Origin of the sequence: Streptomyces sp. NPDC004126 (genome assembly GCF_050275515.1) — a bacterium.
Lineage (GTDB): Bacteria > Actinomycetota > Actinomycetes > Streptomycetales > Streptomycetaceae > Streptomyces.
The window spans coordinates 132,573-143,541 of sequence record NZ_JBNNPF010000013.1 but is presented as its reverse complement, the minus strand read 5'-3'; the positions used below and the strand labels follow the sequence as shown (position 1 = coordinate 143,541).

The following is a 10,969-nucleotide window of genomic DNA, read 5'->3' as shown; positions in this document are numbered from 1 at the left end:
CTGACGTGTGTCCCCACACGCTAGGGCGGCGATTTCCCGCGAACCATGAGCCGGCGATCGAACCTGCTTATCGGAGCCATGCCGGGCCGCGCCGTACGCGGCCGTGCCGGCCGGATAGCCTGGGCGGATGCTGTCCGAAGTGATCGCGACCCGTTACGTCACGCCCTTGCGTGAGGGCGGCTCGCTCCCGGGGATCGTCGAGGCCGACGATCTCGGTACCTACGTCATGAAATTCACCGGAGCCGGCCAGGGCCGCAAGACCCTGGTCGCCGAAGTCGTCTGCGGGCGCCTCGCCCAGCGGCTGGGCCTGCGGGTCCCGCGGCTGGTGCAGATGCAGCTCGACCCCGTCATCGGGCTCGCCGAGCCCGACCAGGAGGTCCAGGAGCTGCTCAAGGCCAGCGGCGGGCTCAACCTCGGCATGGACTACCTGCCCGGCTCGATCGGCTTCGACCCCCTCGCGTACCGGACCGACCCGGTCGAGGCGGGACGCGTCGTCTGGTTCGACGCGCTGATCAACAACGTCGACCGGTCCTGGCGCAACCCGAACATGCTGGTCTGGCACGGGGACCTGTGGCTCATCGACCACGGCGCCACCATGATCTGGCACCACAACTGGCCCACCGCCCAGGCCGCCGCCGCCAAGCCCTACAACGCCTCGGACCACGTCCTGGCCCCCGTCGGCCCGGACATCGCGGCGGCCGCCGCCGAGCTGGCCCCGCTGGTCACCGAGGAACTGCTCACCGAGGTCACCGCCGACGTCCCCGACGAGTGGCTCGTCGACGAGCCGGGCTTCGACTCCACCGACGCGGTGCGCCGCGCCTATGTGGAGGCACTTCTGCCGCGCGCCGCCACGATCCACGAGAGGATCACCATGGAGGCCGAGGTCAGGCAGCGGTCCGGTCCTCCGGGCTGGCTCGCCGAGCGCCTCCCTCCCCAGTCGGACAAGAACAAGCAGAAGAGCGGCGACGAGTGACCAAGCGGGACGTGTTCGAATACGCGCTGGTGCGCGTGGTGCCCCGGATGGAGCGCGGCGAGTGCTTCAACGCCGGAGTCGTCGTCTACTGCCGGGCGCACTCCTACGTCGCCGCGCGCACCCACCTGGACGAGGCGAAGCTCCTCGCCCTGGACCCCGGGGCCGACGTGGCCGGGGTGCGGGCCGCGCTGCGCGCGGTCGAGGGGCTGTGCGCGGGCGGCGAGGAGGCCGGGCAGGCGGCGGGCGACGACCCGGGGCGCAGGTTCCGCTGGCTGATCGCCCCCCGCAGCACGGTGGTGCAGCCGGGTCCGGTGCACACCGGCCTGACGGCCGATCCCGCCGCCGAGCTGGAACGCCTGCTGGAGCTGCTGGTCCGCTGATTTCCGGGCAGCTCCGCGCCGCTGCCGCCGGGAGCCGTTGACACGGGGTGTCAGGGCTCCTAGCGTCTCCTCAGCTGAGGCTACTAAGCGGTTGCTCACCTCCGGGCGGCCGCCTCTCAAGGGCGAGGAGAACAGCATGTCCACCACCGAGCAGCGCGTCGCCATCGTGACCGGGGCGGCCCGGGGCATCGGCGCGGCCACCGCGATCCGGCTGGCCGCCGAAGGCCGGGCGGTCGCCGTGCTCGACCTCGACGAGGCCGCCTGCAAGGACACCGTCGAGGCGATCACGGCGGCCGGCGGCCGGGCCCTCGCGGTCGGCTGCGACGTCTCCGACGCCGCTCAGGTGGAGGCGGCCGTCGAGCGGGTCGCCGCCGCCCTCGGCGCCCCGACGGTCCTCGTCAACAACGCGGGCGTGCTCCGCGACAACCTGCTCTTCAAGATGAGCGACACCGACTGGGACACCGTCATGAACGTGCACCTGCGCGGTGCGTTCCTGATGGCGAGGGCCTGTCAGAAGTACATGGTGGAGGCCAAGTTCGGCCGCGTCGTGAACCTCTCCAGCAGCTCGGCGCTCGGCAACCGCGGCCAGGCCAACTACGCTGCCGCCAAGGCCGGCCTGCAGGGCTTCACCAAGACCCTGGCCATCGAACTCGGCAAGTTCGGCGTCACCGCCAACGCCGTCGCCCCGGGCTTCATCGTGACCGAGATGACCGCGCAGACCGCCGCCCGCGTCGGCATGGGCTTCGAGGAGTTCCAGCTGGCCGCCGCCTCCCAGATCCCGGTGCAGCGGGTGGGCCGTCCCGACGACATCGCCAATGCCATCGCCTTCTTCACGGGCGAGGACGCCGGCTTCGTCTCCGGCCAGGTCCTGTACGTGGCCGGCGGCCCGCTCAACTGACGGTCCCACGAGAGGCGGGTGCACGACATGACGGACATCGGCACGGACAGCGGTACCGACAGCGGCGACAGCGGTGTCGACAGCGGCAAGGTCGCCCTGGTCACCGGGGCGAGCCGGGGCATCGGCTACGGGATCGCCGAGGCGCTCGTCGCCCGGGGAGACCGGGTGGTGATCACCGGGCGCAACGAGGACGCGCTCAAGGAGGCCGTGGAGCGGCTCGGCGCGGACCGGGTGATCGGCGTGGCCGGGAAGGCGCACGACGAGGCCCACCAGGCCCTCGCCGTGGAGCGGGCGATGGAGGCCTTCGGCCGCGTCGACTTCCTGGTGAACAACGCGGGCACCAATCCGGTGTTCGGCCCGATCGCCGACCTGGACCTCGGGGTGGCGCGCAAGGTCTTCGAGACCAACGTGATCTCGGCGCTCGGCTTCGCCCAGCGGACCTGGCACGCCTGGCAGAAGGACCACGGCGGGGCGATCGTGAACATCGCCTCCATCGCCGGCGTCTCCGCCTCGCCCTTCATCGGGGCGTACGGGATGAGCAAGGCCGCGATGATCAACCTGACCCTCCAGCTCGCGCACGAGATGGCGCCGGCGGTCCGGGTCAACGCGATCGCCCCCGCGGTGGTCAAGACCAGGTTCGCGCAGGCGCTCTACGAGGGCCGTGAACAGGAGGCCGCGGCCGCCTATCCGCTCGGCCGGCTGGGGGTCCCGGAGGACATCGGCGGGGCCGCCGCATTCCTGACATCTGCACAAGCGGAATGGATCACCGGACAAACTCTCGTCGTCGACGGGGGAATGTTCCTCAATGCCGGTGTGCACTGAGCGATAACCGGACGCATTTGCCTCCAAACAGGAGGCAAATGCGTACCGAATCGGGCCGAAATCGGTCAAGTGCCTCACGAAACCTACCCATTGGATTCGTGATGCACTGCGGTAGGGTCTGCCGCACCCCTGGCTGATCGAGGAGCGTGCACGTGTTCAACCGGACCAGATGCCTGCAGATCGCTGCGGCCGTTGCGTCCATATCCCTGCTGGCAGGCTGCGGCCTGTTCTCGGACGACGATGACGCGGCCGCGAAGCGCATCACCGTCGGCACCATGAGCGCGCCCAGCACCCTCGACCCGGCCGCGGCCTGGGACGGCTCCTGGGAGCTGTACCGCAACGTCTACCAGACCCTGCTGGCCTTCCCCACGGGAAGCACCAAGCCCCAGCCGGACGCGGCCCAGAGCTGCGAGTTCACCGACGCGGCGAACACCGCCTACCGCTGCATCCTGCGCAAGGGCCTGAAGTTCTCCGACGGCGAGGTGCTGGACGCCAAGGCGGTCAAGCACTCCCTCGACCGGATCAGGACGATCAACCACAAGTCCGGTCCCGCCGGCCTCTTCAACAGCCTGGACAAGATCGAGGCGCCGGACGCGCTCACGGTCGTCTTCCACCTGAAGACCCCCGACGCGACCTTCCCGTACGTCCTGGGCTCCCCGGCGGCCTCCCTGGTCGCGCCGAAGGAGTACCCGGCCAACAAGGTCCGCCAGGACAACAAGGTCATCGGCTCCGGCCCCTACGTCCTCACCTCGTACACGGAGGGCGGCGAGGCGGTCCTCGGCCGCAACGAGAGCTACACCGGCTTCGCCAACCGCCAGAACGACGGCGTGACGATCCGCTACTTCTCCGACTCGAAGAAGATGATCGCGGCCCTCAAGGACAAGGAGATCGACGCCACCTACCGCGGCCTCTCCGCCGCGGAGATCAAGGACCTCCAGACCCCCGCCTCGCACGCCCAGGGCGTCCAGGTCGTGGAGAACGTCGGCGCCGAGATCCGCTACCTGGTCTTCAACCCGAACGACCCGCAGGTCAACAAGCTCGCCGTGCGCCAGGCCATCGCCCAGGTCATCGACCGCGGCGCGATCGTCTCCAAGGTCTACCAGGGCACCGCCGAGCCGCTGTACTCGATGGTCCCCAAGGGCGTCGTCGGCCACAAGACGCCGTTCTACGACATGTACGGCAACCCCGACGTCGCCAAGGCCAAGAAGATCCTCACGGCCGCCGGGATCACCCAGAAGGTGGAGCTGACCTTCTGGTACACCACCGACCGCTACGGCGCCTCCACCGCCGACGAGTTCACCGAGATCAAGCGGCAGCTCGACGAGAGCGACCTCTTCAAGATCAACCTGCGCGGCCAGCCGTGGAAGACCTTCCAGGAGGGCTACCAGAACGGCCAGTACCCGGTCTTCGGCCGAGGCTGGTTCCCCGACTTCCCGGACCCCGACAACTTCATCGCGCCGTTCGTCGGCAAGGAGAACGCGGTCGGCACCCCGTACGAGCCGGCGAAGATCCAGAACGAGCTCCTGCCCAAGTCCCGCCGCGAGGGCGACCGCTCCGCCGGTGTGCGGGAGTTCGAGGAGGCCCAGCAGATCTTCGCCCAGGACGTCCGGCTGCTGCCGCTGTGGCAGGGCAAGCTGTACGTCGGCGCGCGCGAGGACATCGCCGGCGCCGAGCGGGCCCTGGACCCGCAGACCGCCATGCAGATGTGGGAGCTGCGCCGCAAGACCAGCTGGTGATCCCGGCGCGGTGCCCGGGTGGCGGCGTTGTCAGTGGTCCCCGGTAGGTTCGGATCAGTTGCACGAAGCAGTTGCACGAACTTGTACCGGAGGTTGTCGACGTGACCCAGATGCTGCCCGAGTCCTGGCTCCCCGTCCTCGGCGGGGAGCTGGACCAGCCCTACTTCAAGGAACTCACCGAGTTCGTCGAGAAGGAGCGGGCGAACGGGCCGGTCTACCCGCCCCGCGAGCAGGTCTTCGCGGCCCTGGAGGCCACGCCCTTCGACAAGGTGAAGGTCCTGGTCCTCGGCCAGGACCCCTACCACGGCGCCGGCCAGGGACACGGCCTGTGCTTCTCCGTGCAGCCCGGGGTCAAGACCCCGCCCTCGCTGCGCAACATCTACAAGGAGATGAAGGAGGAGCTCGGCCTGCCGGTCCCGGACAACGGGTACCTGATGCCGTGGGCCGAGCAGGGCGTCCTGCTGCTCAACGCCGTCCTCACGGTCCGCGAGGCCGAGCCCAACTCCCACAAGGGCAAGGGCTGGGAGAAGTTCACCGACGCCGTGATCCGCGCCGTGTCCGAGCGCCCCGACCCGGTCGTCTTCGTGCTCTGGGGCGCCTACGCCCAGAAGAAGATCCCGCTCATCGACGAGGAGCGCCACGTGATCGTCAAGGGCGCCCACCCCTCGCCGCTGTCGGCGAAGAAGTTCTTCGGCTCCCGGCCCTTCACGCAGATCAACGAGGCCGTCGCCGCCCAGGGCCATGAGCCGATCGACTGGCGGATCCCGGACCTCGGCTGACACCACCCCGCGCCTCGGCGCCAGAGCCGGTGCCTCCGGCTAGCTTCTTGATGACCGGACCGGACCAGGTCCGGCGGAGCGAGTCGGAGGCCCCGTTGAGGGAGCAGCAGCAGGAGGCGTCGGAGGACGCCGTCATGACCAGGATCGGCCAGGCCGTCATCCTGCTGCACGCCGGGGACCGCGAGGAGGCCCGCAACCGGCTCGGCGAGATCTGGTCCGAGATCGGCGAGGACGGCCACTCCCTCCACCGCTGCACCCTCGCGCACTACCTGGCCGACGCCCAGGACGACCCCGCCGACGAACTGGCCTGGGACCTGCGCGCGCTGACCGCCGCCGACTGCCTCGGCGAACGGCTCGGGGAGGCCCTGCCCGGGCGGGCCGAGCCGCACCCGGCCGTGCGGGTGTTCTACCCGTCGCTGCACCTCAGCCTCGCCGCCGACTACGCCAAGCTGCGCCGGCCCGACGAGGCCCGGGTCCACCTCGCGCGGGCCCGGGCGGCCACCGGGGCGCTGTCCGACGACGGGTACGGGAACGGGGTGCGGGCCGCCATCGCCCGCCTGGAGCGCCGGCTGGCGGCGGAGGCGGGCCCGCGACCCGGGCCGTTCCCCGAGCAGGCGTAGGCCCGCCACGAGCGGCGCCTGCGCCTCCGGTGTCCGTACGGGGGGCTCTGGCGGTCTCTGCGCCGCCCGGCGGGACGGGCGGTGCCTCCGCCGCCGCGTACCGGCGGGACGGGCAGGGCCCCCGCCGCCGGGTGCGGCCGCCGCGGGCAGGGCCTGCGCCGTCCGGTCGTCCGTACGGGGCGTTCCGCCGGGCCTCAGCCGGTCCCGGCGCTCTCGACGCCCGCGCAGATGCGGGCCTCGGGGCCGTCCGGCTCCCAGTTCCCGTGCCGGCGGCCCAGCGCGCACACGTCCGCCGGCCGGACCGGCAGCTCCCGGGCCAGCCCGGGCGGCAGCTCGGCATGCTGCCCCGCGCCGTGCGCACGCCCCCGCGGGTCCCCCTCGCCCTCGCCGCCAGGCTCCGCCGGCACCGGGATGTCGGGCACCCCGGCGGCGGCCCCCGCCGCCTCCGCGTCCCCGGTCCGCGGCCCCGGCACCGCGCGCGCCGCGCCCCGGCCCGCCGCCGTCGGGGCCGACGGGCGCACGCCCTCCCGGGGCACCGCCTTCAGCGCCTCCAGGGCGGGCGCCTGGACGACCACGGGCAGCGCTCCCGGCCCGCCGCGCGGCTCGTGCCGGGGCGGCGGCCCGTCGGCGGGGGCCGCCGCCGGGACCGGCTGGGCGGGGTTGACGCTCACGCAGCCGGAGACGGCCGAGACGGCACAGGCGGCGCCGAGGAGCAGCTTCGTCGAGGTTCGGGTTGGATGCACCCGCGCAACTCTGCTGTGCGAGCACCCCGTTGTGAAAACCCTGGGCCGATATTCACCCCGCACGGGTGACGGGGAGGGGGTGTCCGGCGGACACCGGCCCGGGCCCGGCTACTCGCCGGTGGCGCCGTCGATGTGCTCGCGCAGCAGGTCCGCGTGCCCGTTGTGGCGCGCGTACTCCTCGATCATGTGGGTGTAGATCCAGCGCAGGCTGAAGACCTCCCCGCGGTGGTGGCTCCCAGCGTCCGACAGTGCTTCCAGGGAGCGGTCCGCGGCCGCCTGGCGGGCCAGTTCGACCTCGGTCTTCCAGACCTGCTCGGACGAGGCCCAGGTGTCCGCGTCGGTGAAGTCGAAGTCGCCGTCCCGGTTTTCCCGGGTGCTGTACAGGTCGGGCAGGTCCGCGCCGAGGGCGATCTCCCGGAACCAGTAGCGCTCCACCTCCGCCATGTGCCGCACCAGGCCCATCAGGCTCAGCGTGGAAGGGGCGAGCGGGGTGAGGCGCAGCTGCTCCTCGGAGAGGCCCTCGCACTTCCAGGCGAGGGTGGAGCGGTGGTAGTCGAGCCAGCCGTCCAGCATCTCCCGCTCGCCGGCGGTGGTGGAGGGTTCGGTGCGGTGCGATCCGTTCGAGGTCATGGTCCACATCCTGGACGAACGCGCCCCCTCCCACCAGGGATTAAGCTGCCGCTGTCCCATACGGCACATACCAGGAGGCTCCCGGTGAAGGTCGGCGTCATCGGACTCGGCGACATCGCGCAGAAGGCGTACCTGCCCGTCCTCACCACCCGTCCCGGGATCGAGCTGCACCTGCAGACCCGTACCCCGGCCACCCTCGAACGGATCGGCGAGGTCCACCGCGTACCGCGCGAGCGCCGCCACACCACGCTGGACTCCCTGCTCGCCGAAGGCCTCGACGCGGCCTTCGTGCACGCCCCGACCGACACCCATCCGGCGATCGTGGAAAGGCTGTTGGAAGCGGGCGTGGCCACCTTCGTGGACAAGCCGCTGGCCTACGAGCTGGCCGACTCGCGGCGCCTGGTGGAACGCGCCGAGGCGCTCGGGGTCGGGCTCTTCGTCGGCTTCAACCGCCGCCACGCGCCCGGCTACACGCTGTGCGCCGACCACCCGCGCGATCTGATCGTCATGCAGAAGAACCGGGTCGGGCTGCCCGAGGACCCCCGCACCCTGGTCCTGGACGACTTCATCCACGTCGTCGACACCCTGCGCTTCCTGCTGCCCGGCGAGGCCGACCACGTCGACGTCCGGGCCGTGGTGCGCGAGGGGCTGATGTCCCAGGTGGTGCTCCAGATGTCCGGCGAGGGCTTCACCGCCCTGGGGATCATGAACCGGCGGTCCGGGTCCGCCGAGGAGGTCCTGGAGGTGTCCGGCCAGGACTCCAAGCGCCAGGTGGTCAACCTCGCCGAGGTCGTCGACCACCGGGGCCAGCCCACCGTGCGCCGCCGGGGGGACTGGGTCTCCGTGGCCCGCCAGCGCGGCATCGAGCAGGCCGTGGACACCTTCCTGGAGGCCGTGGAGGGCGGCAGGGTGCTCAGCGCCCGGGACGCCCTGCTCACCCACGAGCTGTGCGAGCGGGTGGTGCTGACGGCTCTGGAGCAGGCCTCCCGAGCCTGACCACCCGCACGCCCCTGACCGCGCAGTAGAGCCCGAGCACGGCCAGGGAGGCACCCGCGGGCCAGTTCCCGAAGCGGACGAAGGGGGTCGTGCCCCGGGCGAGCGGCACCTCGTACACGGCCGCCGTGCTCGCCGAGGTGGACAGGGCGGGCCCGACCCGGCCGCCCGCGGGCCCGTACACGGTGCTCACACCGGTCAGGGTCGCGTGCACCACCGGGCGGCCCGTCTCGGCGGCGCGCAGGGCCGCCAGGGAGGCGTGCTGGGCCGGCGCCCAGCTGTCCTGGAAGGTCGAGGTCGCCGACTGCGCGACCAGCACCCCGGCCCCCTCGCGGACCAGGTGCCGGCTCATGTCGGGGAAGGCCGACTCGAAGCACACCAGCGGGCCCAGCCGCACCCCGCCGGGCAGGTCCATCACCACCGGGGCGGCGCCGCGCATCCGGTCCTCGCCCGCCGCCTTGCCGACCGAGGTGGCCCAGCCCAGCACCGAGCGGGCCGGCACGTACTCGCCGAAGGGGACCAGCCGCATCTTGTCGTACCGGTCGCCGGTGGGCCCCTCCGGGCCGACCAGCACCGAGCTCTTGTAGATCCCGGGCCGGTCCGAGCGCCGGGCGTCCACGTTGACCAGCAGCGGGGCGCCGAGCTCCGCCGACAGGGCCGCCAGCCGCCGCGACAGGTCGGGCCGCGCCGCCAGGTCCGCGCCGACACTGCTCTCGCCCCACACCACCAGGCCGGGGTGCGTCCCCGCCAGGCCCCGCGTGAGGCGCTCCTCGACGTCGAACCGCTGCTCCGCACCGTCCGCCCCGCCCACCAGGCCGGGCTGTACGACGGCCACCCGCAGCCCGCCCGACACCTCGGGCCGTGGCAGCCAGAGCCACACCACCCCGGTCAGCACCGCGCACCCCGCCACCGAGGCCACCGCCGGGGCCCGCGCCCCCGGCACCGCCACCAGCAGCACCACCGCACAGTTCACCGCCACCACCAGCAGGCTCACCAGCCACACCCCGCCCACCGAGGCCAGCCGCAGGGCCGGCGGCACCTGCCACTGACTGGCCCCGAGCAGCCCCCACGGCCCGCCCAGCCCCTGCCAGGAGCGGGCCAGCTCCGACAGCAGCCAGCCCGCCGGCACGAGGACCAGCCCGGCCGCCGCCCGGCGCGGGCCGGGCACACCGCCGAACAGCTCCCGCACCAGCAGTGCCCAGGGGATCCAGAGCAGCCCCAGCAGCCCGGCGAGGGGGACCAGGAACACGTGCAGGCTCGGCAGCAGCCAGTGGTGCACCGCCACGATGAACCCGGCACCGCCGAGCCAGCCCTCCAGCGCGGCGCGCCGCCCGGTGGGGGCGGAGCGCAGCAGCAGCATCCAGGGCACGAGGACGAGGTACGCGGACCACCACAGCCCCGGCGCGGGGAAGGCGAGGCAGGGCAGCGCGCCGGCGGCGACCGCGGCCGCCGCACGCCACCGCCGGGTCCGCTTCGCGAGCAGCATCACGCGCCTCCGCTTCCAGTGTGGGACCGCCCCCGGCCGGGCGCGGCCCGGGGCCCAGGGGGGGGCGGCTCAGGCCGGCATGTGGCGCCACTTCTCGTGGACCGTGACCCCCGTGAGACGCCAGCCGTCCGGGGTGCGGGCGAGGGCGAAGGAGTAGCGCCCGGCCGCGACGAAGTTGGGGGCCGTGCCCGCGTCGTCGGGGCCGGCCAGCCGCATCGGGTTCAGGAAGTCCGCCCGGACCCCCGCCGAGTCCCCGGGCCAGCCGCCCCGGTCCTCCAGCCGGATCACCCGGTTGACGATCAGGTGCTGGCGCACCGGGAACAGCTTCATGGTCTCCGCGAGCCAGGCGGCGACCTCCGCCGCCGGGCCCTCGACCCCGCCCGCCGAGCTGTAGTCGGCCCGTCCGGACGGCGTGAACAGGGCCCGGTAGGCGGCCCAGTCCCCGTCGTCGACGGCCGCCGCGTACCCCGAGACCACCTCGTCGATGGCGAGGCGGTCCATCACCGTCGCCAGGTCCACACGCTGCGTCATCGGGTCAGTGTGGGGCTGCGGGGCGACGAGGCCAAGGGGCGTGCGGACACTGGTCCGCACAGCGCGGACTCAGTGACCGGAATGTGCCTCCCGCTGCCGGATCACGACCAGGAACGCGTCGGTGGCCAGGTCCATCACCACCTCCGCCGGCACGCCCTCGCGCATCCGCTGCGCCGCGTACTCCTCCGCGGGCCAGCTCCCGCGCGGACTTCCCGCCGGGAAACGCTCCAGTACCACGCGGCCCATGGGACACCCCCTGCTGTTCGGTTCCGGCTCTCTGCGGGGACAACGACGCGGGGGCCGCGCCCTGGTGCTCGTACGACGGCAGGTACACCTTGCCGTTGCCGACGACCATGTTCGAGCACTGCTCGACCTCGG

Annotated in this window: 13 protein-coding genes; 8 read left to right on the top strand and 5 right to left on the bottom strand. The window is 72.7% G+C overall.

The genetic code is table 11. The features are described 5' to 3' along the window. Positions 1-127: 127 nt before the first annotated feature. The 7 genes from ACQKM2_RS15300 (at position 128) to ACQKM2_RS15270 (ending at position 6,208) form a co-directional block, all read left to right on the top strand. Positions 128-973: a HipA family kinase gene (locus tag ACQKM2_RS15300; RefSeq protein WP_427709872.1), complete on the top strand. Its 846-nt coding sequence runs from the start codon at positions 128-130 to the stop codon at positions 971-973. Then, positions 970-1,353, top strand: a complete 384-nt coding sequence (locus ACQKM2_RS15295) for a DUF3037 domain-containing protein (RefSeq protein WP_427709870.1) — start codon at positions 970-972, stop codon at positions 1,351-1,353. Before ACQKM2_RS15300 ends, ACQKM2_RS15295 begins: the two co-directional genes overlap by 4 nt. 136 nt (positions 1,354-1,489) lie before the next feature. Then, positions 1,490-2,251: a 3-oxoacyl-ACP reductase FabG gene (gene fabG, locus ACQKM2_RS15290; protein ID WP_427709868.1), complete on the top strand. Its 762-nt coding sequence runs from the start codon at positions 1,490-1,492 to the stop codon at positions 2,249-2,251. A 27-nt stretch (positions 2,252-2,278) separates the two neighbouring features. After that, positions 2,279-3,073, top strand: coding sequence for an SDR family oxidoreductase (locus tag ACQKM2_RS15285; RefSeq protein ID WP_427709866.1), 795 nt, complete (start codon positions 2,279-2,281; stop codon positions 3,071-3,073). A 152-nt stretch (positions 3,074-3,225) separates the two neighbouring features. Beyond that, entirely contained in the window at positions 3,226-4,809 is a 1,584-nt protein-coding gene (locus tag ACQKM2_RS15280; protein ID WP_427709864.1) for an ABC transporter substrate-binding protein, read from the top strand. Between the two features lie 110 nt (positions 4,810-4,919). After that, on the top strand, positions 4,920-5,588 hold the full coding sequence (locus tag ACQKM2_RS15275; protein ID WP_362472730.1) for a uracil-DNA glycosylase: 669 nt from the start codon (positions 4,920-4,922) through the stop codon (positions 5,586-5,588). Between the two features lie 50 nt (positions 5,589-5,638). Then, a complete protein-coding gene (locus ACQKM2_RS15270) occupies positions 5,639-6,208 on the top strand; it encodes a hypothetical protein (RefSeq protein WP_427709862.1) in 570 nt (189 codons plus the stop codon). Between the two features lie 194 nt (positions 6,209-6,402). On the opposite strand, the gene ACQKM2_RS15265 is transcribed toward ACQKM2_RS15270, so the two are convergent. Both ACQKM2_RS15265 and ACQKM2_RS15260 read right to left on the bottom strand, forming a co-directional pair. Beyond that, a complete protein-coding gene (locus ACQKM2_RS15265; protein ID WP_427709860.1) occupies positions 6,403-6,951 on the bottom strand; it encodes a hypothetical protein in 549 nt (182 codons plus the stop codon). Between the two features lie 108 nt (positions 6,952-7,059). Beyond that, positions 7,060-7,581: a DinB family protein gene (locus tag ACQKM2_RS15260; RefSeq protein ID WP_427709858.1), complete on the bottom strand. Its 522-nt coding sequence runs from the start codon at positions 7,579-7,581 to the stop codon at positions 7,060-7,062. Between the two features lie 84 nt (positions 7,582-7,665). On the opposite strand from ACQKM2_RS15260, the gene ACQKM2_RS15255 reads away from it, so the two are divergent. Continuing rightward, positions 7,666-8,577, top strand: a complete 912-nt coding sequence (locus ACQKM2_RS15255; protein WP_427709856.1) for a Gfo/Idh/MocA family protein — start codon at positions 7,666-7,668, stop codon at positions 8,575-8,577. On the opposite strand, the gene lnt is transcribed toward ACQKM2_RS15255, so the two are convergent. The 3 genes from lnt to ACQKM2_RS15240 all read right to left on the bottom strand — a co-directional run bounded on the left by lnt (position 8,516) and on the right by ACQKM2_RS15240 (position 10,837). After that, positions 8,516-10,060, bottom strand: a complete 1,545-nt coding sequence (lnt, locus tag ACQKM2_RS15250) for an apolipoprotein N-acyltransferase (RefSeq protein WP_427709854.1) — start codon at positions 10,058-10,060, stop codon at positions 8,516-8,518. The genes ACQKM2_RS15255 and lnt overlap by 62 nt on opposite strands. A gap of 69 nt (positions 10,061-10,129) precedes the next feature. Continuing rightward, on the bottom strand, positions 10,130-10,591 hold the full coding sequence (locus ACQKM2_RS15245; protein ID WP_427709853.1) for a nuclear transport factor 2 family protein: 462 nt from the start codon (positions 10,589-10,591) through the stop codon (positions 10,130-10,132). A 69-nt stretch (positions 10,592-10,660) separates the two neighbouring features. After that, the gene (locus ACQKM2_RS15240) at positions 10,661-10,837 is read right to left on the bottom strand and encodes a hypothetical protein (RefSeq protein WP_362472667.1); all 177 of its coding nucleotides are present in this window, start codon (positions 10,835-10,837) and stop codon (positions 10,661-10,663) included. Between the last annotated feature and the right edge of the window lie 132 nt (positions 10,838-10,969).

What these genes read in the sequence shown, in the direction of transcription:
- ACQKM2_RS15300 (WP_427709872.1), top strand. Translation starts at nt 128, where the DNA reads ATGCTGTCCGAAGTGATCGCGACCCGTTACGTCACGCCCTTGCGTGAG.
- fabG (WP_427709868.1), top strand. Translation starts at nt 1,490, where the DNA reads ATGTCCACCACCGAGCAGCGCGTCGCCATCGTGACCGGGGCGGCCCGG.
- ACQKM2_RS15285 (WP_427709866.1), top strand. Translation starts at nt 2,279, where the DNA reads ATGACGGACATCGGCACGGACAGCGGTACCGACAGCGGCGACAGCGGT.
- ACQKM2_RS15275 (WP_362472730.1), top strand. Translation starts at nt 4,920, where the DNA reads ATGCTGCCCGAGTCCTGGCTCCCCGTCCTCGGCGGGGAGCTGGACCAG.
- ACQKM2_RS15270 (WP_427709862.1), top strand. Translation starts at nt 5,639, where the DNA reads ATGACCGGACCGGACCAGGTCCGGCGGAGCGAGTCGGAGGCCCCGTTG.
- ACQKM2_RS15260 (WP_427709858.1), bottom strand. Translation starts at nt 7,581, where the DNA reads ATGACCTCGAACGGATCGCACCGCACCGAACCCTCCACCACCGCCGGC.
- lnt (WP_427709854.1), bottom strand. Translation starts at nt 10,060, where the DNA reads ATGCTGCTCGCGAAGCGGACCCGGCGGTGGCGTGCGGCGGCCGCGGTC.
- ACQKM2_RS15245 (WP_427709853.1), bottom strand. Translation starts at nt 10,591, where the DNA reads ATGACGCAGCGTGTGGACCTGGCGACGGTGATGGACCGCCTCGCCATC.
- ACQKM2_RS15240 (WP_362472667.1), bottom strand. Translation starts at nt 10,837, where the DNA reads ATGGGCCGCGTGGTACTGGAGCGTTTCCCGGCGGGAAGTCCGCGCGGG.